We start from the raw sequence: 25238 nt of genomic DNA on the forward strand, positions 1-25238 counted from the left end.
GCGCTCAGCGCTTGGCGTGGCGTCCGCGGCGGCCGGCGGACGGGTCCTGCGGGGGCACTTCGCCGTTCCCGGCGGCGGGGCCCTCCTTCCTGGCCTTGCTCCGGGCGCGCAGGAACTCGATGGCGATCGGGATCACCGAGATCAGCACGATCAGGACGAGCATCGCCTCGATGTTCTTGTGCACGAACTCGACGTTGCCGAGGGCGGCGCCGAGCAGGGTGACGCCGACGCCCCACAGGATGCCGCCGATCACGTTGAACACGATGAACGAGCGGTAGTTCATCCGGCTGACGCCCGCGATGATCGGGGTGAAGGTCCGCACGATCGGCACGAAGCGGGCCAGGATCAGCGACTTCGGGCCGTGCTTCTCGAAGAACTCGTGGGCCTTCTCGACGTTCTCCTGCTTGAAGAGGCGGGAGTCGGGCCGGTTGAAGAGCGAGGGGCCGACCTTGCGGCCGAAGAGGTACCCCACCTGGTCGCCGATGATCGCGGCCAGCGCGACCAGGACGCAGACCAGCCAGAGCGGGGTGTGCAGCTTGTCGGTCGTGACCAGCAGGCCCGTGGTGAACAGCAGGGAGTCACCGGGCAGGAAGAAGCCGATGAGCAGCCCGGATTCGGCGAAGACGATGACGAGCACGCCGATCAGGCCGAACTGCCCGATGAGATGGTCCGGGTCCAGCCAGCTCGGGCCGAGCGCAAGCGAATTCAAGGGTCCGGGCTCCAGGATGAGGTCGATGGGCGGCTGCGTGGCCGCCCCAAGCTATCAACGCCTTGGGACGGCCTCGGGTTCCACCCGCCTCCGGGACCGTTTACGCCCGGCGGCGGGCGTTCGCCTCGATGGCGTCGCGCAGGTGCTCGGCGAGCCCCGGCCGCATGGAGTCGTAGAACGCCTTGAACTGCGGATCGGCGACGTACATCCCGCCGAGGTTCCGGTGCATCTCGTAGCCGCACTCGTAGAACCAGGTGGAGATGTGGAGCCGGTGCTCCTCCGCGAGGTCCGTGGCGCGCTCCCCGCCGGCGGGCTCACCGGCCTCCATCAGCGCCGTGTAGCGCTCGCTCCAGGAGTCGACCTCGGCCTTCATCCGCTGCCAGTCCTCCTTGGTGTACCGGGCGGCCCGGCGCTGCGACTCGGCGTAGCTGTCGGTGGAGCCCCAGCGGCGCTCGGCCTCCTCGGCGTACTGGTCCGGGTCCTTGTCACCGAAGACCTCGAACTTCTCCTCGGGGGTGAGGTTGATGCCCATCCTGCGTGCCTCCATCGCTGTCTCTACGGCGGCGGCCATCCGCTGGAGCTCCGCGATCCGGTGCGACAGCAGCGCGTGCTGGCGGCGCAGGTGCTCCTGCGGGTCCGCGTCCGGGTCGTCGAGCAGGGCCGCGATCTCCTCCAGCGGGAAGCCCAGCTCCCGGTAGAAGAGGATCTGCTGCAGCCGGTCCAGGTCGGCGTCGTCGTAGCGCCGGTGGCCCGCGTGGCTGCGCCCGCCCGGTGAGAGCAGGCCGATGGAGTCGTAGTGGTGCAGGGTGCGCACCGTGACCCCGGCGTAGCCGGCGACCTGTCCCACGGAGTGCTCCATGGCTCCCCGCTCCTTCCTGTGTGGGTACGCGTACGAGCCTCGGCCCTCACGCGGCGTGAGGTGCAAGTCCCGCCTGCCACCCGCACCTTTTGAACGGTTTTGAGGCTTTCGCATCGCTATGGTGTGCCGATGCCGACCGATTCCGCCGTCGCCGCCGAGCCCGCCCCCGCCCGCCGGCTGCTCGCCCTCATCGTGCCCGCCCTGGCCGTGGGCGTGGTCTCGGCCCTGGTCCTGCTCGGGGTCAGCCTGCTCGCGGAGCGGCTCCAGGACGTGCTGTGGGAGACGCTGCCCGACGCGCTGTCGGTGGGGCGGTACTCCTCGCTGTGGATGATCGTGATGCTCACGGCCACCGGCCTGGTGACCGGCCTGGTCCTGCGCGCCGTCCCCGGCCGGGGCGGCCCGGACCCGGCGACCATGGGCCTGGTCGACCCTCCCCTGCCGCCCTACGTGGTGCCCGGCCTCCTCGTGGTCACCGTCCTGGCCCTGGCCGGCGGCGTCAGCCTCGGCCCGGAGAACCCGATCACCGCGGCCAACATCGCCCTGGCCGCCTGGGCGGGCCGCCGGGTCGCGCCCGGCGCACCCGGTGAGCTGTGGCTCGCGCTCGCCGCCGCCGGCACCATCGGCGCCCTCTTCGGCACCCCGGTCGCCGCCGCCCTGATCCTCACCGAGACGCTGGCCGCCGCGCCCGGCTCCGGGGCGCTCTGGGACAAGCTGTTCGGGCCGCTCGCGGCCGGGGCCGCCGGATCGCTCACCATGACGCTGGCCGAGCACCCCAGCTTCGACCTGTCGCTGCCCCCGTATGCGCACACCGGCTGGGGCGACCTGCTCGCCGCCCTCGTGATCGCCTCCGCCGGGGCGGTCCTCGGCCTCGCGGCGGTGTACGCGTTCCCCTTCGTCCACCGCTTCTTCCGGGCCCTGCCGCATCCGGTGCTCGCCCTGACCCTGGGCGGTCTCGCGCTCGGCCTGCTCGGGGCGCTGGGCGGCCACCTCACGCTCTTCAAGGGGCTGGACGAGGTGAAGACGCTCGCCGCCGATCCGGACGGCTGGTCGGCCGCCGAGTTCGGGACGATGGCGGTGGTGAAGGCCGCCGCCCTGGTGATCGCCGCGACCTGCGGGTTCCGGGGCGGCCGGATCTTCCCGGCGGTGTTCGTGGGCGTGGCGCTCGGCCTGTGCGCCCATGCGCTGGTGGACGCGGTGCCGGTGGCGCTCGCGGTGACGTGCGGGGTGCTGGGCGTGGTGCTGGCCGTCACCCGGCAAGGCTGGCTGAGCCTGTTCACGGCGGCGGTCCTGGGCTTCGACACCGCCCTGATCCCGGTGCTGTGCGTGGCCTCGCTGCCCGCCTGGCTGCTGGTGACCGGCCGGCCGCTGATGCAGCTGCGCGAGGACGGCACGCCGCTGCGCTGATCCGTACGGACCAGCACGGGGTGTCGGCCGCCGAGGCCGTCCGTATCGTCGGATTCGTCCGGTCTCGCGGGCGCGAGCCGAGAAGGGCAGGTCCGTGATGCCGCTCCACCGGGGCTCCGCGCACGAGGGCGAACCGTCGGCCGCGCACAGCAAGCTGGCGCTCAACCCGTTCTACGGGGTCGCCGACCCGGTCGCCGGCATGGAGGCCGCACCGCCCCGGCACCGGATGCCGGACGGACCGCTGCCGCCCCACACCGCGTACGGGCTCGTCCACGACGAGCTGATGCTGGACGGCAACTCGCGGCTCAACCTCGCCACCTTCGTCACCACCTGGATGGAACCCCAGGCCGCGGTGCTGATGGGCGAGTGCCGCGACAAGAACATGATCGACAAGGACGAGTACCCGCGCACCGCCGAGCTGGAGCGGCGCTGCGTGTCGATGCTCGCGGACCTCTGGCACGCGCCCGACCCCTCGGCGGCCGTCGGCTGTTCCACGACCGGGTCCAGCGAGGCGTGCATGCTCGCCGCGATGGCGCTGAAACGCCGCTGGGCGGCCAGGAACGCCGACCGCTACCCGGCGAGCGCCAGACCCAATCTCGTGATGGGGGTGAACGTGCAGGTGTGCTGGGAGAAGTTCTGCACGTTCTGGGAGGTCGAACCGCGCCTCGTCCCCATGGAGGGCGACCGCTTCCACCTCGACCCGCAGGCCGCCGTGGAGCTGTGCGACGAGAACACCATCGGTGTCGTCGGCGTCCTCGGCTCCACCTTCGACGGCAGCTACGAGCCGATCGCGGAGCTGTGCGCGGCGCTGGACGGCCTCCAGGAGCGCACCGGTCTCGACATCCCCGTCCACGTCGACGGGGCCTCCGGCGCCATGGTCGCGCCGTTCCTCGACGAGGACCTGGTGTGGGACTTCCGGCTGCCCCGGGTCTCCTCCATCAACACCTCCGGCCACAAGTACGGCCTGGTCTACCCGGGCGTCGGCTGGGCGCTGTGGCGCTCGCCCGCCGAGCTGCCCGAGGAGCTGGTCTTCCGGGTGAACTACCTGGGCGGCGACATGCCCACCTTCGCGCTGAACTTCTCCCGGCCCGGCGCCCAGGTGGTCGCGCAGTACTACACCTTCCTGAGGCTGGGCCGGGACGGCTACCGGGCCGTGCAGCAGGCGGCCCGGGACGTGGCGACCGGGCTGGCCGCGAAGATCGAGGAGCTGGGCGACTTCCGGCTGCTCACCCGGGGCGACCAGCTCCCCGTCTTCGCGCTGACGACCAAGCCGGAGGTGACGGCGTACGACGTCTTCGACGTGTCCCGGCGACTGCGCGAACGCGGCTGGCTGGTGCCCGCGTACACCTTCCCGGCCGACCGGGAGGACCTCTCGGTGCTCCGGATCGTGTGCCGCAACGGCTTCTCATCGGACCTGGCGGAACTGCTCCTGGAGGACCTGCGCCTCCTCATGCCCGAACTCCGTGCCCAGCCGCACCCGCTGACCCGGGACCAGAACGCGGCGACCTCCTTCCACCACTGAGACGGCGGCGGGCCTCAGCGGCTGAGGGCCGCGAACCGCCGTACTGCCAGCGGGAAGAAGACCAGGAGCAGCGCCAGCGGCCACACCACCGCGAGCAGTCCGGCGTGGCCGGCCGCCCAGGAGCCGCCGTCGGCGCCCGGGTTGCCGAGCAGGTCGCGCACCGCCGTCGCGGTGGCCGAGAGCGGATTCCACTCGACGGCGGAGCCCAGCCATCCGGGCATGGTCTCCGGCGCCGCGAACACCGTGGAGAGGAAGCCGACGGGCCAGACCAGGATCTGCACCGCCTGCACCTTCTCCGGCCGCCCGGCGGCCAGCGCCAGCAGGATGCCGAGCCACAGCATCGCGAACCGCAGCAGCAGAAGCAGCCCCGCCGCCCCCAGCACGGCGCCCACCCCCTCGTGCCACCGCCAGCCGACCGCGTAACCCGCCGCCCCCGTCACCAGCAGCCCGGCGGCCGACTGGAGCATGTCCGCGAGGGCCCGGCCGACCAGCACCGCCCCGGACGCCATCGGCATCGAGCGGAACCGGTCCACGACGCCCTTCTCCAGGTCGCGGGTGACCGCGAGCATGGTCGACTCCAGGCCGAAGGCCATGGTCAGCGCCAGCATGCCCGGCACCAGGTACTCGGCCGTGCTGCCCTCGACGCCGCGCCCGCCGCCGACCAGATAGGTGAACATCAGCAGCAGCATCACCGGGAACACCAGGCCCACCACCACCTGCGCCGGCTGCCGGGCCCAGCGGGCCAGTTCGCGCCGGGTCATCGTCCAGGAGTCGGACACCGCCCACATCGCCGCGCTCACGCCGCCACCTTCCTCTCGTCGCCGCTGCCCGTCAGGGCCAGGAAGACCTCGTCCAGCGTCGGCCGGCGCACCGCGATGTCCTCCGCCTCGATGCCCGCGTCCGCCAGCGCCCGCACCGCTCCGGTGAGCGCCGCCATCCGGTCCGCCGCCGGCGCTCCGACCGTCCGCCGGTCCGGGTCCGTCACCCGGCCGCCGTCGAGCAGGGCGGCCGCGCGCGCCAGCTGGGCGGCGTCGCGTACGACGACGTCGATGCGGTCGCCGCCGACCCGGGCCTTCAGCTCGTCGGCCGTGCCCTCGGCGGCGACCCGGCCGCCGTCGACCAGCGAGATCCGGTCCGCGAGCCGGTCGGCCTCCTCCAGATACTGCGTGGTCAGCAGGACGGTCGTGCCGCCGCCGACCAGCGAGCGCACCGCGGCCCACACCTCGGCCCGCCCGCGCGGGTCGAGCCCGGTCGTCGGCTCGTCCAGGAACAGCACCTCGGGATCGGTGATCAGCGAGGCCGCCAGGTCCAGCCGCCGGCGCATGCCCCCGCTGTAGTCGCGTACCGGTTTGCGGCCGGTGTCCGCGAGGCCGAACCGGTCGAGCAGGGCGTCCGCCCGCGCCCCGGCCCGGCGCGCGCCCAGGTGGTACAGCCGGCCGAACATCTCCAGGTTCTGCCGGCCGGACAGCTCCTCGTCGAGGGCCGGGTGCTGGCCGAGCAGCCCGATCCGGCGGCGCACCTCGGCCGGCCGCCGCCGTACGTCGTACCCCGCGACCTCGGCCCGGCCCTCGTCGTACCGCAGCAGCGTCGACAGGATGCGCACCGCCGTCGACTTCCCGGCCCCGTTCGGCCCGAGCACCGCGTGCACGGTCGAGCGGCCGACCGTCAGATCCAGTCCGTCCAGAGCGTAGGTCCCTCCGTAGCGCTTGCGCATTCCCTCGACCACGATCGCGTCCCGCAATCCAACACACCCCCGGCAGTCCAGTAATCAAACTTGACTAGTAGGTCGAAGGTAAACGACCCCGGGTCATTCGTCAAACTTGATTAGCGGGCGTCGCCCGGGTCCTGGACCCCGGTCGCGTACGGGTTCTCCTCACCCTCGGCCAGTACGCCGACGAACGGGTCGCCCTCACCCGCGAAGACGTACGCCCCGCCCTCGATGCGTGCGATGAGACCGCGCGTCCACTCCGCGCCCGCGTCCGCCGAGTGCACCCAGAAGTTCATGACCTCGCCGATGTGGCCCAGCTGCTCCGGGCCGCCCTCGGGGAGGTAGTGCTCGGTGACGGCGTCCCGCCAGGCCGCGAGGTTCTCGAGACGCTCCCGGAGCAGGGCCACCGCCTCCGCGCGCTCCAGGTCCACGATGAAGCCGATGCCCGCCGAGAGGACGTCCATCTTCTGGTCGTAGGAGGTAAGCGAGGCGCGCAGCAGGGCGAAGTACTCCTCGGTGCCGCGCTCCGTGATCTCGTACTCGATGCGCGGCGGGCCGCCCACCGTGCTCGGGGCCACCTCGTGGGCCAGGAGCATCTCCTGCTTCGCGAGCTGCTTCAGCGCGTGGTAGACGGAGCCGGGCTTGGCGTTGGACCACTCATGGGCGCCCCAGTACTCCAGGTCGTTGCGGACCTGGTAGCCGTGGGCCCGGCCGTGCTGGCGCACGGCGCCGAGGACCAGCAGCCGGATCGCGGACATGCCCTCCACCTCTCTGGTCAACCCGACCAGCGTAGCGGGCGGTGCCGGGCGAGGTCAGAAGGGGAAGACGCTGCGGCCGTGCTGGACGGAGATCCACTTCTGGGTGGTGAACGCGTCCACCGCGGCGTCCCCGTTCATCCGCCCCAGACCGGAGTCCTTCTCGCCGCCGAACGCGATGCCCGGGTCGTCGTGCACCGTGGAGTCGTTGACGTGGAACATCCCGCTGCGGATGCGCTGGGCGAACCGGACGCCCCGCCCGGTGCGCGCGGTGTGCACGGCGCCGCTGAGGCCGTACGGGCTGTCGTTGACGATGCGGACGGCCTCGTCCTCGCCGTCGAACGGGACGAGCAGGGCGACCGGGCCGAAGATCTCCTGGTGGAGGAGAGGGGAGCCCGCGGGCAGGCCGGTGAGCACGGTCGGTTCGACCAGGTTGCCGCGCACCCGCCCGTGCACCGGCGCCTCGGCGCCCTCGGCGATCGCCTGGTCCACCAGGGCGGCCAGCGAGTCGGCGTGGAAGGTGTTGATGACCGGGCCGATGCTGGTGTCCGGTTCGCGCGGGTCGCCGGTCTTCAGGCCGGCCACGCGGGCGCAGAACTTCTCCGTGAACTCGGCGGCCACCGGCCGGTCCACCAGGATGCGGTTGGCGGCCATGCAGACCTGGCCGGAGTAGATGAACCGGCTGAAGACGGCGGCGTCGACCGCGTAGTCGACGTCCGCGTCGTCCAGCACCACCAGGGCGCTGTTGCCGCTGAGTTCGAGGACGGTCCGCTTGAAGAGGGCGCCCGCGGTGGCGGCGACGTGGCGGCCGACCCGGTCCGACCCGGCGAAGGAGATCACCTGGGGCACGGGGTGTTCGATGAACGCGTCGCCTATCTCCGCGATGTCGGTGACCACCACGTTGAGCAGCCCGGCCGGAAGCCCCGCCTCCGCGAAGATCCGCGCGACGAGCCCGCCGCCGACGACCGGCGAGTTCTGGTTGGCCTTGACGACGACCGCGTTGCCGAGGGCCAGGGCCGGCGCGACCGACTTCATCGTCACCAGGAGCGGGAAGTTGAAGGGGCTGATGACGCCGACGACCCCGACGGGCAGCCGGTAGAGCAGGTTCTCCCGGCCGTCCGCGGCGGAGGGCAGGATGCGGCCCTCCGGGGAGAGCGCCTGCCGGGCGGCCTCGCGCAGAAACTCCTGGGTGAGGCTCAGCTCGTACGCGGCCTTGGCGCGGGTACCGCCCAGCTCGTCGATGATCGCCTCGGTGATCTCGTCGGCCAGCTCCTCGGTGACCCGCAGCGCGCGCTCCAGGACGTCCCGGCGGCGGTACGGGCTCGTCGCCGCCCACTCCCCCTGCGCACGCTCGGCGGCGCGGTAGGCGCTGTCCACCTCGGCGGCGGTGGCGATGGTGATCGCGGCGAGCTTCTCACCGTTGTACGGATTGAAATCGATGATGTCCCAGGAGCCGGTGCCCGTCCGCCATTCACCGTCGATGTACTGGCCGGCCAGCTCTTGGAAGAAGGACATGCGATCCCTTAACTCAGGTGCAGACTCCTGTAGGAGCGCCATCGTACTGAAAATTCAGGAGAGTTGGAGAAGTCCTCGCAGCAGGTCACGACTCTCCTCCGGGCCCGGACTCTCCGCGTGGAGCCGCGTCATCGCCTTTTCGTACTGGGCGACTTCTTCGTCCTTGTCCAGATAGAGCGCACTTGTCAGCTGCTCCAGATACACGATGTCCGACAGATCGGATTCCGGGAATCGCAGCATGGTGAAGGAGCCGCTCTCGCCGGCGTGCCCGCCGAAACTGAACGGCATCACCTGAAGCGTGACGTTCGGCTGTTCCGACATATCGATCAGATGCCGCAATTGCGCGCGCATCACTTCGCGTCCGCCGTACGGGCGGCGCAGCGCCGCCTCGTCCAGCACGGCGTGGAACCGGGGCGCCCGTTCGGAGACGAGGACCTTCTGCCGCTCCAGGCGCAGGGCGACGCGGCGCTCGATCTCGGCGGACGGCGCGCCGCGCATGCCCCGGGAGACGACCGCGTGGGCGTAGTCCTCGGTCTGGAGCAGCCCGTGCACGAACTGCACCTCGTAGATCCGGATGAGCGAGGCCGCACCCTCCAGGCCGACGTACGTCTGGAACCAGCCGGGCAATACGTCCCCGTAACTGTGCCACCAGCCCGCCACATTGGCCTCACGGGCCAGGGCGAGCAGGGAGTCGCGCTCCGCCTCGTCCGTGACGCCGTAGAGCGTGAGCAGATCCTCGACGTCCCTGGCCTTGAAGCTCACCCGTCCCAACTCCATGCGGCTGATCTTCGATTCGGAGGCCCGGATCGAGTAGCCGGCCGCCTCGCGCGTGATGCCTCGCGAGTCACGCAGTCTCCTGAGCTGAGAGCCCAGCAGGATGCGCCGCACCACGGACCCACTCGACTCGCCTGCCGCCACTGGTCCAACCCTCCCCATCGCTTCCTGGCATCGGAGCTCCCCCTGAACCCCAAGAGCCGGATTCTGCCATCAAAACGCTTCGCCCCGTACTCATTCGATTACGGAAATGGGAAGAGCTTGGGAAGACGCCGAAACCGGGGTGGGGAAGAAATGAGCAAGAACCGGACGGCGTCGGACAGGTCCGGCGCGTGCACGTGCATCTGCCCTTGCATCTGCTGTGCGCATTCGGAACCATGGAGCCCGCGCACCTGCGTTCTCGTTCGTGTTGTGCCGCTGTCGCCGGTACGCAGTACCGGTCCAGCCGCGATTCCCGGGAGTGCCTCGCATGGGGACGAATGGATCGACGATGCTCGAGCCGTTACGGCAGGGGCTTCCCCCCATCGATCCCTCGGCCGTCTCCGGGTCGGCCACCTGCACCCTTCCGCCGCACTACGAAGCGGTCGGCGGCGCGCGGCAGTTCACCCGGGCGACGCTGGGCGGATGGGGTCTGAGCGAGCGTTTCGACGACGTCGCTCTCGTCGTCTCCGAACTGGTCACCAACGCCCTGCGGCACGCCCTGCCGGCCGACGCCCCGCGCGACCCCCAGGAGCCGCCCGTACGGCTGCACCTGATGCGCTGGACCTCGCGGCTGGTGTGCGCGGTGCGCGACCCGAGCCACGCGAGTCCGGTCGCCTCCGAGGCGGCGGACTCCGCCGAGTCGGGGCGGGGGCTGTTCCTGGTGGAGTCGTTCAGCGACTGCTGGGGGTGGCACCCCTCCCCCGCGCTGACCGCCGAGAGCACGCCGGGCGCGACGGCTTCCCGAGGCAAGGTCGTCTGGGCACTGTTCAGACTGACCGACCCGGTGTGACGGGGGCGGTGCGACCGGCCGGCGCACCGCGTGGCACACCGCCCGAGGGCTGAACACCGCTGGATTCCTGCGGTGTTCGGCCCTCTGTGGTGTACGGGGCGAGGTGTACGGGAACGCTCCCGCCGGCCGTCAGCCCACGAGGTGGTCGAACTCGCCGTCCTTGACGCCGAGCAGCAACGCCTCTATCTCGGCCGGCGTGTACACCAGCGCCGGCCCGTCCGGGTGCCGCGAATTACGCATCGCCACATCTCCGTCGGGCAGTTTCGCGAACTCCACACAGGACCCCTGGGAGTTGCTGTGTCTGCTCTTCTGCCAGACGACTCCGCGAAGCTCTGTGGCCGCCATGCCGTTGTACACGTGGTGCACAGGACGCTCCCCGAGTTGCAAGGTGCAAGTGTCAACTGTCCCGGATCATAGCTGTGTTCAATTTCTGGTGCATGAGCGGATGCACGGGCAGATGCACGTGCACGCGGGGTGTCGCCGCGATTACAGCTCCTGTGGTGAGAGACGTGTGAACGGCCTCTCCGGCTCCCGATTCCGGGAGTTGACTTCCCCACATGCCTTGCGACCCACTGGTAGCTTGGATGGCCATTCGTCTTGCAGGGGGAATTCGACATGTACAAACTCGCACGTACCGGCGCAGTCCTCGCCACCGGTCTGCTGACCGCGCTGGCGCTCACCGGTTGCGGAAGCGACGGCGACAAGGGCGACTCGGGCAAGGACACGGAGACGAGCGCGAGCCCCACGGCGGACGCGAGCAGCGACGCGCCCTCGGGGACGGACGGCGGCACCGGCGGCGGCTCCGCCGGCGACGCGAAGGCGCTGGAGGGCGCCTGGGCGGGCAAGACCGACGGCAAGGCGGTGGTGCTGTCGGTCGTCGCCGGGAAGGCCGTCGTCGTCGCCGAGTCCCACGTCTGCACGGGCACCGTGACGGACATGGGCAAGCCGATGCTGGAGCTGAAGTGCGCCGACGGGGACACCGCCCGGACCATGGGGTCCGTCGAGTCCAACGACGGCAAGACCGTCGTGATCTCGTGGGACGCCGGAGCGAAGGACACCCTGGCGAAGACCGACTCGGACTCGCTGGAGGGCATCCCCGACCTCCCCGACCTCGCGGACCTGCCGACGCCGTGACGGCGTGACGCCGTGACGCGGCAGGGTCACGAGGCCAGCCCCCGCGAGAAGTCCTCCAGCGCGTCGAGGAGCAGCGCGACGTTGTTGCGGACGAGTCCGGCACCGGCGGGCGGAGGCGCCCCGGTCTCCGCCTCCGCCGCCTCCGCCTCGCGCGCCCGGCACTCCGCCTCCCAGCGCTCCAGCGCCTCCCGCACCGGCGTCCAGTCCGGCACCCGCCGCTCCCGCACCGCCTTGGCGCCCCGGTCGGTGGCCCGGCGCAGCGCGTCGGCGAGCGCGGCGGCCCCCGGCACGGGCGTGGCGCCGCTGCGCGGGATGTGGGCCTCCAGGAGCATCGCGACCCGGCCCAGCTGGGCCAGGGCGTGCTGGGTGGCGTCGGCGGCGGCGTGCGAGAGGCCCCGGTGCCGCACCGGTTCGTGCCGGGCCGTCGCCACCGCCTCCTGCCAGGCGACCCGGGCCTCGCGGGTGGCGAGCAGGGCCTGCCGCACCTCGCCCGGTCCGCGTTCGGCGGGGTCCGCGTACTGGTCGACGACCGCCGCCGCGTACCGGCCGTCCGCCTTCAGCCAGTCGCCCAGCCGGGTGCGCAGGCGCGGGGTCTCCCAGGCCGGGTAGACGGCGTACGAGATCATCGCCAGCAGCCCGCCGCCGAGGGTCAGGAGCACCCGCTCGAACACGGTCTGGCCCAGGTCGTCGCCGGCCATGCCGAGCAGGAAGACGACGTACGCGCCGACGCACGCCTGGGCGACCGCGTAGCCGGTCCGCATCAGCAGGTACATCAGCAGGGCGCAGACCACGGCGAGGGCGGCGAGCGGTCCGGTGCCCGGGTGCCCGGCCTCCACGATCGCGGAGGCGAGGGACACACCGACCAGGGTGCCGCCGAACCGGGCGACCGCGCGGGAGTACGTCTGGGAGAACTCCGGCCGCATCACCATCACCGCCGCCATGGGCGCCCAGTAGCCGTGGCCGAGCGGCAGCAGGCGGCCCAGGAGGTAGCCGACCCCGGCGACGGCGGCGAGCCGGATCGCGTGCCGCAGGATCGGGGAGCCGCGGTGCGCCTCGCGGCGCATCGCCCTGAGGATGACCGGGGCGAGGCGCAGCAGCCCGGGGCGCGGGTGGTGCTCGGCGGGCAGCCGACTGTCCTTGATGGCGTCGGCGGCCTCCTCGGCCCCGACCCGTTCCCCCTTGGTGCCGTCGCCCTCGGCCGCCTCGATGACGTCGGAGAGCAGGGCGGTGAGCCGGTCGGCGGCGCGCAGCGGCGGGCCGGTGAGCAGGGCCCCGGTGTCGGGGGTCCGCAGCGCGGCGACGGCCGGCGCGGGCAGCTTGACCGGATCGCCCTTGCGGATCGCCCGGGCGGCCGCGTCGAGCAGCGATCCGGCGGCGGCCAGCAGCTCACGGACGCGGTCGCGCTCGGGGCCCTCGGGGGGCACGCCCATGGCCGGGTCGGCGAGCGAGGCCAGCACCGGCCTGATGCGCTCGGCGACCCCGCGTGAGCCGTGCAGTTCGGCGGGGCGGCGGCGGGCCTCGCGGGCGGTGACGGCGGCGGCCCGGCGGGCGAGCATCAGCGGCACCGGGTCGAAGTGGGCGACCGGGTCGTGGCGCAGCCGTCGGGCGTAGTCGGCCTCGGCGGCCAGCGCGTCGGCGAGCGCGTCGCGCTGGGCGCCCCATCTGCGGATCGGGAAGAGCACGATCAGCGCCGCCTGGACGACCCCGCCGAACATGATCATCGCGCCGTGCAGGGCCGCCTGCGCGACGGAGGTCGGCAGCGTGATCGTGACGAGCATGATCGCGACGTTGGACGCGGCGATGATGCCCCCGGTCGGGCCCGCCGCCCAGGCGAGCCCGGCGAGGAAGGTCCAGGCGACCAGGAGGAGCAGGAAGAGCGGGAGATGGGAGCCCGTCACATAGCCGAGGAAGGTGGAGACGCCGAGGCTGACGCCGGATACCAGGGCGAGCACGGGGCGCGGGCGCCAGCTGCGCTGGAAGGTGGCGATCGCCGCCTGGAACGCGCCGAACGCGGAGCTGGCGGCGACCACCGGACCGAACAGCGCCAGGCCGACCCCGATGACCAGGGCCAGCCCGGCCGCGCCGCGCACCGCGATCAGCGGTTCGAGGCGCCGCCGCTCGATCTTCAGGCCGGAGCGGGCGGTCTCCTTCAGCGCCCGGAGCCAGCTCATGTGCCGAGCCTAACCGGAATCGCCGTTTTGCCCGACTTGTGGGGGATGAGGGTCTGCCCGGTGGTCACTCAGCCCCTGATGCCCCGCGTCTCCCCGCTCATCCGGGCCCGGTCCGCCGCCGCCGTGCCGTGCGTCCAGCCGTCCAGGTCCGTCGCGCCCCTGACCCGGGTGGTCGTGGTGCGGGGGAACATCTGCTCGGCGGTCTCGGTGACCGCCAGGTCACGGGCGGCCAGCACCGGGAGCAGCCCGGCACCGACGGCCGCGCCGGCCTCCGCGCCGCTCTCCGCGTCGGCCTCGGCGGTGGCGCGGGCGGTGCCGTCGGCGAGGCGGCTGCCCAGGCGCTGGGCGTAGGCCATCAGGAAGGACTGCCGGAACGTCTTGGTCCGCTTGCGTCCGCCGGCCCGCTGGCCCGCCTCGGCGCGGGTCATCGCGGCCGTGCCCTGCACGAGGAGCGAGGTGTGGAGGAGTTCGACGGCCTCCAGGTCCGCCTCGAAGCCGACGACCGTGGTGAAGCCCAGGTCGCTGTTCCACACCGCCCGGCACCGGTTGGCCGAGGCCACCGCGTCGAGCAGGATCGCCTTGGCCGTCTCGTACGGGGCGTCCACGCCGATCCGGCAGGCGCCGGGGGTGCGGTCGCCGTGCGTACGGGCGGCGAGCAGGGCCTCGTCGATGCTGTGCCGGGCCATCAGCTCCTGCGCCTTGGTGGTCAGCGCCTCCGCCTCCTCCGGGTAGCCGGTCGCCTCGGCCTTCGCGAGCAGGGCGCGGATGCGGGTCAGCATCCGGGGCTCCCCCGCGGCGGGCGGCCGGGTCAGGGCCTCGCGCGCCGCGCCCGGCGGGGGCCCGACGGGCTCGACGGCCGGGAGGGTGAGCAGCAGGCGGTAGAGGGCGAGGAGCGCGGAGGCGTACGAGAACCGGTCGGGCCGGCCCGTGGGCGGCACCGCCGGCAGCTCGTCCAGCTGGGACCGCCAGCGCGGTGGCAGCTGCGGGTAGCGGCGGACCTCCGAGGCGATGAGCCCGGCGGCCAGGCCGGCCGCGTGCTCGTCCAGCTCGCGGCGGACGAGGCGGACGACGTCGGCGGGCAGCCAGCCCCGCTCCCAGGCGCGGCGGACGAACTCCTCGCCCCGGCGCACCAGCTCCGCGTCGGCCTGCGGGGCGGCGGCGAGCAGCGAGGCGCCGGTGTCGAGACCGGCGTCGCCCTCCGTGTAGAGGGCGGCCGCGAACGCCTGGTCGATCACCGATTCCATGGGGCCAGGGTAGGCGTGCGCCGCCTGCGGACCGCCGTCCACAGGCTGTGGATATCGAACGCGCGCACGAACCACCGGTCCCCGGCCACTGTCAGTGCCGGGTGCCAGACTCGGCCGTATGACCGAACGCTGGGCGCTGGCCGTCACGGAGGGCGGGGGCGCGCGCCTCGCCCCGCTGGACCGCTCCGGCCGGCCGGCGGGCCCGGTCCTGACCGAGCCGGACCTCGCGGAGGCGATCCGCTCCCGGCCGGACGTCGCCCGCTGGGTGTGGCGCTCGACGGCCGAGGTCTACCCCCGACTGCTGGCCGCCGGGGTGCGGGTCGAGCGGGCCTACGACGTGGAGGCCGCCGAATCCCTGCTCCTCGGCCATGAGGGCCGGCTCGGCGAGCCCCGCTCGGCCGCCGCCGCGCTCGCCCGGCTGCGGGGCGGCCCGGTGCCGCCCGATCCGCCGCCCCGGTCGGCGGAGCCCGGCTCCCAGTCCTCCCTGTTCGAGCCGCCCTCCGGCCCGGAGCTGCCGTTCGACGCGCTGACCGAGGTGTACGCGGCGCAGCTCGCGCGCCACGACGCGACGGACCGGCCGGACCGGATGCGGCTGCTGACGGCCGCCGAGTCGGCGGGGATGCTGGTCGCCGCCGAGATGAACCGGACGGGCCTGCCCTGGCGGGCCGGCGTCCACCGCGAGGTGCTGCGCGAACTGCTCGGCGAGCGGTACGCGGGCGGCGGCGAGCCCCGTCGCCTCGCCGAGCTGGCCGACGAGGTGTCCGCCGCCTTCGGCCGCCGGGTGCGCCCGGACCTGCCGGCCGATGTGGTGCGGGCGTTCGCCCAGGCCGGGATCAAGGTCCGCTCGACGCGCCGCTGGGAACTGGAGTCGCTGGACCACCCGGCGGTCCGGCCGCTCGTCCAGTACAAGAAGCTGTACCGGATCTGGACCGCGCACGGGTGGAGCTGGCTCCAGGACTGGGTGCGCGACGGCCGCTTCCGCCCCGAGTACCAGCCGGGCGGCACGGTCACCGGGCGCTGGACGACCAACGGCGGCGGGGCGCTCCAGATCCCCAAGGTGATCCGGCGGGCCGTCGTCGCGGACGACGGGTGGCGGCTCGTCGTCGCGGACGCCGCCCAGATGGAGCCGAGGGTGCTGGCCGCGATCTCCCGCGACCCGGGCCTGATGGAGGTCGCGGGCCACGACGGCGACCTCTACACCGCGCTGTCCGACCGCGCCTTCCACGGCGACCGCGACCACGCCAAGATCGCGCTGCTCGGTGCCGTCTACGGGCAGACGTCCGGGGACGGCCTGAAGAATCTGGCGGCCCTGCGCCGCAGGTTCCCGCGCGCGGTCGCCTATGTGGACGACGCCGCGAAGGCGGGCGAGGAGGGGCGTCTCGTACGGACGTGGCTCGGCCGGACCAGTCCGCCGGCGGCCGGGCACGGGGAGGACGGGGAGGCGGGCATCCCGCAGGAGGAGGACGGGGCCCGGGCGGAGTACACGCCCGGATACGCCTCGTCGGACGCACGGGCGCGCGGCCGGTTCACCCGGAACTTCGTGGTGCAGGGCAGCGCGGCGGAGTGGGCGCTGCTGCTCCTGGCCGCCCTGCGCCGGGCGGTCGCCGCCGCCGGGCTCCGGGCCGAGCTGGTCTTCTTCCAGCACGACGAGGTGATCGTGCACTGCCCGCTCGCGGAGACGGACGCGGTCGTGGCGGCGATCCGGGAGGCCGCCGAGGTGGCCGGGCGGACGGCTTTCGGGGACACACCGGTGCGCTTCCCGTTCACCACGGCGGTGGTGGAGCGCTACTCGGACGCGAAGTGACGGCCTCGGAACGGCGGCCGGAACGGCCCGAGCCGAACCCCCTCCGGCCCGGGCCGTGCGCCGCACGCGCCCCGGGGAGAGAGCCCGGGGCGCGTGGGCGCGGCGGTTACGGCCGCTCCGCCGGTCTGCTGTCTACCCGCGTTCCCACAACGCGGGGACATTCGGCGGCTCCCAGCCGGTCAGGGCGGTGTGAGCCTGCAGACAGCGGTAGGCGACCCCGCCGTATGTGACGCGGTCTCCCGCGGTGTAGGACGTCCCGGCCGCCCAGGTGCCGCCCGGTTCGGTCGGCGGGTCGGTCGGGTCGGTGGGGGGATCGGTCGGGTCCGTGGGGTCCTGGGCGACGTCGAGGACGAAGTCGAAGGTGCCCTCCTTGCCGGAGCCGACCGCCCGGACGTTCATCAGGAGCGCCGCGTCGTACAGCATGTCGGTGTTGTTGCGCGGCTCACCCGGGAAGTACAGCTGGGTGGTGAGGATGCCCGAGCCGGGGGCCTGGGCCTTCACGTGGATGTGCCGGGTACGGCCGGGGTAGAGGCCGGGCACGATCGTGGTGAGCGTGAACGCGCCGTTCCGGTCGGTGAACTGGTGGCCGCGGAAGGCATAACCGCTCATGTCGTACTCACCGTTGGTGTCGGCCTGCCAGAAGTCGAGCAGCACGCCGGGGATGGGGCGGCACTCGCGCCCGAAGACGTAACCGCTGACGGTGAGCGGGACGCCGGGCGTCGACGCGGTCACCAGGCTGGTGCGGAGCGGCGAGTTGGGCTTGAAGTACGGGCCCTCCATCTGGTCGTGCGTCGGCTCGTCGCCGTCGTCGCAGTCCGGGGTCGGGGCGAGCGGCCGGCCGGTGTTCCCGGCGTCGCGCGCCAGCGCCACCCCGCCGCCGGCGAACAGCGGTACGGCGGTGGCCACGAGCGCCGCCTTGAGGAGGGACTTGCGGCTGATCGCCGGGCCGCCGGCGGCTTCGGCGGTGGGCTCGGGTGCGGAGGACTCGGGGGTCGCGGGGGGCATGGCTGACGGACTCCTCGGGATGGTGGGGAAGGGCACGTGCGCGGTGCGGGGGCCCGGGGCGGCGTCGCCCCGGGCCCGTTCCTCGATCGCCTGAGGGGCGGGGGGTGTTCCGGTGTTACACGGCCTGCCAGAGGGCCGGGACGTTCGGCGGGGTCCAGCCGGGCTGCGCCAGGTGGCCCTGCAGGCAGCGGTAGCTCGCCGAGCCGTACGTCACGACGTCACCGGCCGCGTAGGCGGTGCCGGCCGCCCAGGTGCCGCCGGGGTTGGTCGGCGGGTCGGTCGGGTCGGGCGGGGTGGTGGAGCCGTTGGTGACCAGGGTCAGCCCGTACGCCTGGAGCGCCGGGTTCAGCGGCTGGAAGTACGTCACACCACCCTGCGAGCAGTTGCCGGTGCCGCCGGAGGTGACGCCCTGGGCCTGGCTGCCCGAGATGAACGAGCCGCCGGAGTCGCCGGGTTCGGCGCAGACGTTGGTCCGGGTCACCCCGGAGACGGTGCCCTCCTGGTAGGTGACGCTGCTGTTGCGCTGCTGGACCGTGCCGCAGTGCCAGCCGGTGGTGGAGCCGGACCGGCAGACCGACGAGCCCTCGATCGCCTCGGTGGAGCCGGTGACCGTCACGTCGCCGTTGCCGTAGCCGTTGACCAGCGGGCGCGGGGTCCAGTTGGTGTTGGTGGCGACCCAGGAGTAGTCGCGGCCGGGGAAGGTGGAGCCCTGGAAGGAGCCCTGGGCCTGCTGGTTGTAGCCGCTGGTGGAGACGCCCGGCGTGCCGCAGTGCCCGGCGCTGACGAAGCCGCCCTGGGTGCCGCGTTTGACGGGGAAGCCGATGGAGCAGCGGCCCGAGCCGTTCATGTAGTACGCGTCACCGCCGCGCAGGTCCGTGAAGGTGCGGGGCTGCTCGGTGGAGTGCGCGATCTTCACCAGGCTGCGGGAGACGCCTGCCTCGGCGAGCAGGGCCTCGGCGGCGGACGCCTTCGCGGCCTGGACCACGACGCGGTTGGCACTGACGTCCACGTACCAGGCGGGGACGTCCTTCGGAGCGGTGCGCAGTGCGACCCGGTCCAGCGCGGCCTTGGCGTCGTCCAGCTCGGCCAGGCTGTGGTCGACGACCTCGGCGCGGGCGCCGGCCTTCGCGATGCGGGCGGCGTCCGAGGCGTCGGTGGTGGAGACCGTCAGCGTGCCGACGTCACCGGAGATGCGGGCGCCGGCGAAGTCGTCGCCGAGCGAGTACCGCAGCCCGGCGGTGACGGCGGTGGCCCGCGCCTCGTTGGCTATGCGGTCGCGGGCCTCGGAGGCGGTCAGCCCGAGGTCGCGCTGCATGGCCTTCAGCAGTCCGGGCGAGAGCTGCGCGGCGTCCGTCGTGACGGCGGGGGCGTGGGAGGCGGGGTCGGCCGACGCGGTGCCGGTCAGCCCGGCGAGGGCGAGCGCGCCGACGGCCGCGGTGGCGGTACACGCGGCGAGGGCCCGCCTGCGGAGCATGGATCTCTCCACGGAACTCTCCTTGTTCTGGGGATCGCTTCGGGGGAAGCGGTGCGGGGGAATTCGCCGCCAAGGTAGCCGCGTACACGTCAGCTCCAGGAGATCCCGTCCGCCCCATCGCACCGCGTTATGGGGCACCGCGCCCGGGCCCGAACTCCCCCTGCGCACGGGGCCCGAGTAGGTTCCCCTCATGCGAATAGGCCGACTGCTGGGCAGTGGACGCAACGCGGACGTGTACGAGCTGGACGAGGCGTGGGTGCTGCGGCGTTACCGCGACGGGATGGACGCCTCACGGGAACTGCCCGTCATGTCCTACCTGTCCGCCTCCGGCTATCCGGTGCCCCGGCTGGGTCCGCAGCCCCCGTCGGCCGGCCCCGGCGATCTGGTCCTCCAGCGCCTGCACGGTCCGACCATGCTGGAGTCCCTGATGTCCGGGGCGACGGGCGCCGAGGAGGGCGCCGGCCTCCTGGCGGGACTCCTCGCCGAACTGCACTCCGTCCCGGCCCGGCTCTCGCCCGACCCCGAGGACCGGGTGCTCCACCTGGACCTCCACCCGGACAACGTGGTGCTGACGGCGGACGGGCCCGTGGTCATCGACTGGAGCAACACCGAGGAGGGCCCGCCCGCCCTGGACCGGGCCATGTCGGCGCTGATCCTGGCGCAGGTGGCGGTGGACGGGGCCCACCCGGCGGCGGACGGGGCCCGGGAACTGGTGACCGCCCTGGTGCCGCGCCTGGCCGCCGACGACGGCATCCCCGGCCCCCGCCTCGCCGACGCGGCCGCCCGGCGCACCCTCAACCCGACCATGAGCCCGGCCGAGACGGCCCTGGTCGGCGAGGCGGCGGCCCTGGTCACCGCGCTGGCGGGGCGGTGACCGGCCCGGTGGATCAGAGCGCCCGGGTGCGCAGGGCGAGCCGGGCGGGCAGCACGGCGCAGACCACCGCGAGCGCCGCGCTCACCGCCACCACGAGCCCGACCGCCTCCCACGGCACGACGACCACCGCCGGTACGTCGAGCCGGCCGAGCGCGGCCCGCACGCCCAGCAGGTTCAGCGCGGCCACCGCCGCGCCGAGCACCGCACCCACCGCGACCACGGCCAGCGCCTCCGCCCCGGCCAGCCGCAGCACCTGCGCCTCGGTCGCCCCGGCGAGGCGCAGCACGGTGAAGTCGCGGACCCGGTCCGCCGTGGCCATGACCTGGGTGTTGGCAAGGGTGATGCCCGTGTAGACCAGGGCGATCGCGAGGATCATCAGGAGGCCGGTCCGGGTGCTGCCGCCGCCCGGCCCGGGTATCGCGGCCCACTCCTCCCGGGTCAGCACCTCGGTGCCGGTCGCCCGCCCGGCCGCGCGCAGCCCACGCTCGACGGCCTGCCGGTCGGCCCCGGCGCGTACGGCGATCCCGACGCGGTCGACGGGGGCTCCGGCCGCGTTGCGCGGGGTGAGGTAGACGCCGTTGTCGCCGGTGCCGACGGCGAGCACGGCCGCGACGCGGAGGGTGACCTCGCGGCCGTCGCCGAGCCGGACCCGGACGCGGGAGCCGACCTCGTGGGTCTCCCACTCCTCGTTGACGACGATCGAGCGGTCGTCCAGGTCGGCGAACCGGCCGGCGACCACGGGCAGCGCGGACACCGCGGCGAAGTCGGCCGGGTCGACGGCCCGGGCGTCGGAGCGGATGAGGGCGGTGCCCTCTTCCAGCACGGTGACGGAGGTGGCACGCGAGGCGCTGACCCGGACGCCCGGGAGGCGGCGGGCCCGGTCCGTGAACTCCTCGGACACACCCGCGCGTTCGTCCTCGGCCACGAAGTCCGCCGTGACCTGGCCGCGCGCCTCCGCCGCCTTGGCCGCGTCGATCGTCGCCTTGGTGCCCATCAGCGACGCGGCCAGGGCGACGGTGACGAGCACGGGCGCGGCGACGGCGGCCGTCCGGCGCAGCCCGGCCGAGGCGTTCTCCCGGACCAGGAGGCCGGTGGCGCCCGGCAGCCGGGCGGGCAGCCACGCCAGGAGGCGGATCGCGGGGCGCACGAGGACGGGCGCGAACAGGGCGCACCCGGTGATCAGGAGCATCGGCTGCGTGGTGTACGTCTTGCGCTTGAGGAGCCCCGCCGGGTCCTGGACGAGCCCGAGCACCACCAGCACCGCCCCGGTGAGCAGGACGGCGGCGCCCAGCACCACCCGCACCGGCGGCATCGTGCCGCTGTCCACGGCGGCCTCGCGCAGGGCCTCGGCCGGGCGCACCCGTCCGGCGCGGTGCGCGGCGGCGACCGCTCCGGCGAGGGCGACGGCGAGGCCCGTCCAGAAGGCGGTGTGCAGCGGCCAGTTCAGGTCCCCGATGGCGAACCAGGCCGGGGCGAGGCCCTGTCGGACCATCCAGGACGCGAGCCGGGGCGCCCCGGAGAGGCCCAGCCGGCAGCCTGCCGCCGAGGCGAGGGCGCCGACGAGCGCGGCCTCCGCGTACACCAGGCGGCGTACCTGGCCGGGCGTCGCGCCCGCCATGCGCAGCAGGCCGAACTCGCGGCGGCGCTGGGCCACGGCGAAGGAGAACGTCGAGGCGACGACGAACACGGAGACGAAGGTGGTGATGCCGGCGGCCGTGCCCAGCAGGGCGTTGACCGAGACCAGGGCCTCGGCGTCCCGGTCCGGGTCGGGGTCGGCGCGGCGCCGGTCGTCGCCGGTGAGAACGTCCAGGCCGGAGCCGGCGCCCACGGCCGCGCGGACCTTCGCCGGGTCGGCGTGCACCACGACGGCGTCGATGTCCGGGGAGAGCCGGGCGGCGTCCGCCCCGGTGAAGAACACGGCGCGCTCGAAGGAGACGGGGCGCACGGTCCCGGTCACCGTCCAACGCCCCTTGCCCGCAGGTGTGGTGAGGGCGATCCGGTCCCCGACGGCCCCCGCGCCCGCCGCGACCACGACCTCGCCGGACGCGGCGGGCGGACGGCCGGAGAGCAGCCGGTACGGGGTCGCGGCGGCGACGGCCCAGGGGTGCCCGGCCGCCTCACCGGACCCGCTCCCCGCCGACACCGGGAACGTGCGGTCCACCGCCGTGCGCCCCAGCCCCGCCAGCCGCTCGGCCACCTCCGCCGGGACGGGCCGGGGATCGGTGAGCTTCTGCGTACGGACGCCGATCGACGTGCGTACCCGCACCTGGTCCGCGCCCCGCACCACCACCGGCGCGGCGGCGAACCGCTCCGGCGCCTCGTCCGGGCCAGCGAAGGTGGCGGCGAGGGCCAGCCCGGTGGTGGCGATGATCCCCACGCCGAGGGCCAGCGCGAGGAAGGAGCCGGCGAGGGTGACCCAGCGGGTCCGGAGGCCCTGGAGCACGAGCTTCAGCATGGGACGGCCCCCAGTCGCGTCATCCGGGCCGCGATCTCCTCGGCCGCCGGGGCGTGCAGCTCGTCGCGCACTCGGCCGTCCGCGAGGAACAGGACCCGGTCCGCGTAGGAGGCGGCGACCGGGTCGTGCGTCACCATGATCACGGTCTGGCCGTCGTCCGCCATGCTCCGGAGCAGCGTCAGCACCTCGCGGCCGGTCGCGGAGTCCAGCGCGCCGGTCGGCTCGTCGCCGAACAGCACGTCGGGCCGGGTGACCAGGGCGCGGGCCAGCGCCACCCGCTGCTGCTGCCCGCCCGACAGCTCGCCGGGGCGGTGCCCGGCGCGCCCGCCGAGACCCACCCGGTCCAGGACCGTGAGGACGTCGGCGCGCTTCGGGCGGCGGCCCGCGAGCCTGAGCGGCAGCGCCACGTTCTGCTCGGCGGTCAGGGCGGGGAGGAGGTTGAACGCCTGGAAGACGAAGCCGATGCGGCTGCGCCGGAGCAGGGTCAGCCGCCGCTCGCTCAGCCCGGTCAGCTCCGTGTCGCCGAGGAAGACCTGGCCGGCGGTGGGCCGGTCGAGGCCGGCGGTGCACTGGAGCAGGGTGGACTTGCCGGAGCCGGAGGGGCCCATGACGGCGGTGAAGGAGCCCCGGGGGATGTCCAGGCTGACCGCGTCGAGCGCGGTGACGGCACCGGATCTGCCGGCGTAGGACCGGGTGACCGAGCGGAGTCGTACGGCTGCGTGATTCATGCTCCCAGCCAACCGCCGCCGCCCGTCCGGCACATCGCAGCGGTTTCCACTTCTGAGGTGGAGACAGCTCCACCTCAGAAGTGGAAACCGCTGGGTGGTCCGGGTCCGCGCGCGCCGCCTACCTTTTCCCCATGTTCTCGTCCCCCGACCTCCACCAGGCCATGCGGCAGCGGCGGTACGTGTGCGGCCCCTGGCCGTGGCGGGCGGCGCTCTATCTGCTGACGGGCGCGTTCACCGGCGTCCTGACGCTCGTCGTCCTCCTGCTGCTCGCGGTCGCCGGTGGCGCGCTCGCCGTGGTGCTCGTCGGACTCCCGCTCCTGCTCACCCTGGCCCTCTCCGGCATCCCGCTCGCCGCCCTGGAGCGCCGCAGGCTGCGGCTGGTGGACCCCCGCCCGCTCGAGCCGGTCCACGGCGAACCGGACGGCACCGGGCTCATAGCCTGGCTGCGGACCCGGCTGCGGGAGTGGGCGACCTGGCGGGAGCTGGCGTACGCGCTGCTCACCGCGGTCGTCCTGTGGCCGCTCGAAGCGGTGACCGTGGGCGCGGCGCTCACGATATGCGGCGGGCTGATCTCGACGCCCGTGGTGCTGGCCGTGAGCGGCGGCGAGGAGGTCCGGGTGCTGAAGCTGTGGCTCGCCCACTCCTATCCGGCCGCCTTCGGGGCGCTGCTCGCCGGGCTGGTGCTGCTCCCGGTGTTCGCGTATCCGGTGGGGGTGCTGGCGGCCTGGCGCGCGGCGCTGACCCGGGCGCTGCTCTCGGACTCCGGGGCCGGGGCACGGCTGCGAGAGCTGGACCGGTCGCGCAGCCGGCTGGTGGACGCCTTCGAGGCGGAGCGGCGGCGCATCGAGCGCGATCTGCACGACGGGGCGCAGCAACGGCTGGTGGCCCTGTCGATGACGCTCGGGCTGGCCCGGCTGGAGGGCCCGGACGAGCCCCTGGACGGGCTGCTGGCGAAGGCGCACGGCGAGGCGGACACCGCGCTGGTGGAGATCCGCGAGCTGATCCGGGGCATACACCCCCAGGTCCTCACCGACCGGGGGCTCAGCGCGGCCGTGGAGGACGTCGCGGACCGCTCGGTGGTGCCGGTCGATGTGGAGCTGGACCTGCCGGAGCGGCTGCCGGGCGCCGTGGAGAGCGGGGTGTACTTCGCGGTGTGCGAGGCGCTGGCGAACGCGGCCAAGCACAGCGGGGCGGAGCGGGTCCGGGTGTCCGGGCGGGTGGCGCGAGGGCGGCTGGTGGTGGAGGTGGCGGACGACGGGCGGGGCGGCGCTTCGGCCGGGGCCGGGACGGGGCTCCAGGGGGTGGCCGACCGTCTCTCGGTGCTGGACGGCCGTTTGGTACTGTCCAGTCCCCCCGGCGGGCCCACGGTGTTCCGCCTGGAAGTCCCCGTGCCGGGTGCGAGCGAGAGGCCCTGAACGTGCGGATCGTACTGGCCGAGGACAGCGTGCTCCTGCGGGAAGGACTCGTCGGTCTCCTCGAACGCTTCGGCCACCAGGTGGTGGCGGGTGCGGGCACGGCGGACGAGCTGATCGCGGCCGTCGCCGAGCACGGCCCGGACATCGTGGTGACCGATGTCCGCATGCCGCCCGGCTTCTCCGACGAGGGCCTGCGCGCCGCGCTCGTACTGCGCGCGGAGCGGCCCGGGTTGCCGGTGCTCGTGCTCAGCCAGTACGTGCAGCGCGCCTACGCGGAGGAGCTGCTCGACTCGGCGGACGGGAGGGGCGTCGGCTACCTCCTCAAGGAACGCATCGGCCACGTCGAGGAGTTCGTGGACGCCCTCGCCCGGGTCGCCGCCGGGGACACCGTCGTCGACCCGGAGGTGGTCCGGCAGCTGATCCGGCACCGGCGGGACCCGCTGTCCCGGCTGACCGCGCGCGAGCTGGAGGTGCTGGCCCTGATGGCGGAGGGCAAGTCCAACGCCTCGGTGGCGGCGGCCCTTTCGGTGAGCGAGGGCACGGTCAGCAAGCACTTCGGCTCCATCCTCGGCAAGCTGGACCTGTCCGTGGACGACACCACCAATCGCCGGGTGCTCGCGGTGCTGGCGTACCTCAGGGGCTGACGGGGGCGGACCTCCCGGAGACTCCCGGGGCCCGCGCTTCCGGCAGTGGGCCC

22 protein-coding genes are annotated in these 25238 nt (G+C 73.7%); 8 read left to right on the top strand and 14 right to left on the bottom strand.

Annotated elements, in window-relative coordinates:
* Positions 1–4: 4 nt before the first annotated feature.
* Both ACFUJY_RS00315 and ACFUJY_RS00320 read right to left on the bottom strand, forming a co-directional pair.
* The gene (locus tag ACFUJY_RS00315; RefSeq protein ID WP_383292278.1) at positions 5–709 is read right to left on the bottom strand and encodes a DedA family protein; all 705 of its coding nucleotides are present in this window, start codon (positions 707–709) and stop codon (positions 5–7) included.
* A 100-nt stretch (positions 710–809) separates the two neighbouring features.
* A complete protein-coding gene (locus ACFUJY_RS00320; protein WP_383292281.1) occupies positions 810–1568 on the bottom strand; it encodes a MerR family transcriptional regulator in 759 nt (252 codons plus the stop codon).
* Positions 1569–1697: 129 nt separating this feature from the next.
* Here ACFUJY_RS00320 and ACFUJY_RS00325 point away from each other — a divergent pair, with 129 nt between their 5' ends.
* Positions 1698–2972, top strand: a complete 1275-nt coding sequence (locus ACFUJY_RS00325; RefSeq protein ID WP_383292284.1) for an ion channel protein — start codon at positions 1698–1700, stop codon at positions 2970–2972.
* 97 nt (positions 2973–3069) lie between these two features.
* Positions 3070–4494 carry a glutamate decarboxylase gene (locus tag ACFUJY_RS00330; RefSeq protein WP_383293828.1) on the top strand — a complete coding sequence of 475 codons (1425 nt, stop codon included), beginning with the start codon at positions 3070–3072 and terminating at the stop codon, positions 4492–4494.
* Between the two features lie 14 nt (positions 4495–4508).
* Here ACFUJY_RS00330 and ACFUJY_RS00335 read toward each other — a convergent pair whose 3' ends face one another.
* The 5 genes from ACFUJY_RS00335 to ACFUJY_RS00355 all read right to left on the bottom strand — a co-directional run bounded on the left by ACFUJY_RS00335 (position 4509) and on the right by ACFUJY_RS00355 (position 9408).
* Positions 4509–5282: an ABC transporter permease gene (locus ACFUJY_RS00335; protein ID WP_383293831.1), complete on the bottom strand. Its 774-nt coding sequence runs from the start codon at positions 5280–5282 to the stop codon at positions 4509–4511.
* Between the two features lie 8 nt (positions 5283–5290).
* Positions 5291–6235 (bottom strand): ATP-binding cassette domain-containing protein, encoded by a 945-nt coding sequence (locus tag ACFUJY_RS00340; RefSeq protein WP_383292287.1) that lies wholly within the window; start codon positions 6233–6235, stop codon positions 5291–5293.
* Between the two features lie 83 nt (positions 6236–6318).
* The gene (locus ACFUJY_RS00345; RefSeq protein ID WP_383293834.1) at positions 6319–6960 is read right to left on the bottom strand and encodes a PadR family transcriptional regulator; all 642 of its coding nucleotides are present in this window, start codon (positions 6958–6960) and stop codon (positions 6319–6321) included.
* Between the two features lie 54 nt (positions 6961–7014).
* Positions 7015–8472 carry an aldehyde dehydrogenase family protein gene (locus ACFUJY_RS00350; RefSeq protein WP_383292289.1) on the bottom strand — a complete coding sequence of 486 codons (1458 nt, stop codon included), beginning with the start codon at positions 8470–8472 and terminating at the stop codon, positions 7015–7017.
* Positions 8473–8526: 54 nt separating this feature from the next.
* Positions 8527–9408 (bottom strand): helix-turn-helix domain-containing protein, encoded by an 882-nt coding sequence (locus tag ACFUJY_RS00355; RefSeq protein ID WP_383292292.1) that lies wholly within the window; start codon positions 9406–9408, stop codon positions 8527–8529.
* A gap of 328 nt (positions 9409–9736) precedes the next feature.
* Here ACFUJY_RS00355 and ACFUJY_RS00360 point away from each other — a divergent pair, with 328 nt between their 5' ends.
* Positions 9737–10237 (top strand): ATP-binding protein, encoded by a 501-nt coding sequence (locus ACFUJY_RS00360; protein ID WP_383292295.1) that lies wholly within the window; start codon positions 9737–9739, stop codon positions 10235–10237.
* A 129-nt stretch (positions 10238–10366) separates the two neighbouring features.
* On the opposite strand, the gene ACFUJY_RS00365 is transcribed toward ACFUJY_RS00360, so the two are convergent.
* Positions 10367–10603 carry a DUF397 domain-containing protein gene (locus ACFUJY_RS00365; RefSeq protein ID WP_018102227.1) on the bottom strand — a complete coding sequence of 79 codons (237 nt, stop codon included), beginning with the start codon at positions 10601–10603 and terminating at the stop codon, positions 10367–10369.
* A 249-nt stretch (positions 10604–10852) separates the two neighbouring features.
* On the opposite strand from ACFUJY_RS00365, the gene ACFUJY_RS00370 reads away from it, so the two are divergent.
* Positions 10853–11371, top strand: a complete 519-nt coding sequence (locus ACFUJY_RS00370; RefSeq protein WP_383292299.1) for a hypothetical protein — start codon at positions 10853–10855, stop codon at positions 11369–11371.
* A gap of 26 nt (positions 11372–11397) precedes the next feature.
* On the opposite strand, the gene ACFUJY_RS00375 is transcribed toward ACFUJY_RS00370, so the two are convergent.
* Positions 11398–13542, bottom strand: a complete 2145-nt coding sequence (locus tag ACFUJY_RS00375; protein ID WP_383292302.1) for an FUSC family protein — start codon at positions 13540–13542, stop codon at positions 11398–11400.
* Positions 13543–13610: 68 nt separating this feature from the next.
* The gene (locus ACFUJY_RS00380; RefSeq protein WP_383292305.1) at positions 13611–14786 is read right to left on the bottom strand and encodes a DUF2786 domain-containing protein; all 1176 of its coding nucleotides are present in this window, start codon (positions 14784–14786) and stop codon (positions 13611–13613) included.
* 118 nt (positions 14787–14904) lie between these two features.
* Between ACFUJY_RS00380 and ACFUJY_RS00385 the strand changes: the two genes are divergently transcribed.
* Entirely contained in the window at positions 14905–16590 is a 1686-nt protein-coding gene (locus ACFUJY_RS00385; protein WP_383292307.1) for a bifunctional 3'-5' exonuclease/DNA polymerase, read from the top strand.
* A gap of 132 nt (positions 16591–16722) precedes the next feature.
* Here the strand turns inward: ACFUJY_RS00385 and ACFUJY_RS00390 are convergent, their stop codons facing one another.
* Together ACFUJY_RS00390 and ACFUJY_RS00395 are read right to left on the bottom strand one after the other, a co-directional pair.
* On the bottom strand, positions 16723–17595 hold the full coding sequence (locus ACFUJY_RS00390; RefSeq protein ID WP_383292311.1) for a carbohydrate-binding protein: 873 nt from the start codon (positions 17593–17595) through the stop codon (positions 16723–16725).
* Positions 17596–17710: 115 nt separating this feature from the next.
* Positions 17711–19069: an alpha-lytic protease prodomain-containing protein gene (locus tag ACFUJY_RS00395; protein WP_383293837.1), complete on the bottom strand. Its 1359-nt coding sequence runs from the start codon at positions 19067–19069 to the stop codon at positions 17711–17713.
* Positions 19070–19259: 190 nt separating this feature from the next.
* Between ACFUJY_RS00395 and ACFUJY_RS00400 the strand changes: the two genes are divergently transcribed.
* Complete coding sequence (locus tag ACFUJY_RS00400; RefSeq protein ID WP_383292314.1) at positions 19260–19943, top strand: phosphotransferase family protein; 684 nt, start codon at positions 19260–19262, stop codon at positions 19941–19943.
* Positions 19944–19956: 13 nt separating this feature from the next.
* Here the strand turns inward: ACFUJY_RS00400 and ACFUJY_RS00405 are convergent, their stop codons facing one another.
* Both ACFUJY_RS00405 and ACFUJY_RS00410 read right to left on the bottom strand, forming a co-directional pair.
* A complete protein-coding gene (locus ACFUJY_RS00405; protein ID WP_383292317.1) occupies positions 19957–22398 on the bottom strand; it encodes an FtsX-like permease family protein in 2442 nt (813 codons plus the stop codon).
* Complete coding sequence (locus ACFUJY_RS00410) at positions 22392–23126, bottom strand: ABC transporter ATP-binding protein (RefSeq protein WP_383292320.1); 735 nt, start codon at positions 23124–23126, stop codon at positions 22392–22394. The genes ACFUJY_RS00405 and ACFUJY_RS00410 overlap by 7 nt, the downstream gene beginning before the upstream one ends.
* 131 nt (positions 23127–23257) lie before the next feature.
* Here ACFUJY_RS00410 and ACFUJY_RS00415 point away from each other — a divergent pair, with 131 nt between their 5' ends.
* Together ACFUJY_RS00415 and ACFUJY_RS00420 are read left to right on the top strand one after the other, a co-directional pair.
* Positions 23258–24541, top strand: coding sequence for a sensor histidine kinase (locus tag ACFUJY_RS00415; protein WP_383292323.1), 1284 nt, complete (start codon positions 23258–23260; stop codon positions 24539–24541).
* Positions 24542–24543: 2 nt separating this feature from the next.
* Positions 24544–25185, top strand: coding sequence for a response regulator (locus ACFUJY_RS00420; RefSeq protein WP_383292326.1), 642 nt, complete (start codon positions 24544–24546; stop codon positions 25183–25185).
* Positions 25186–25238: the final 53 nt, after the last annotated feature.

It is taken from the genome of Streptomyces sp. NPDC057249 (genome assembly GCF_042669245.1).
In the GTDB taxonomy this organism is placed as follows: domain Bacteria; phylum Actinomycetota; class Actinomycetes; order Streptomycetales; family Streptomycetaceae; genus Streptomyces.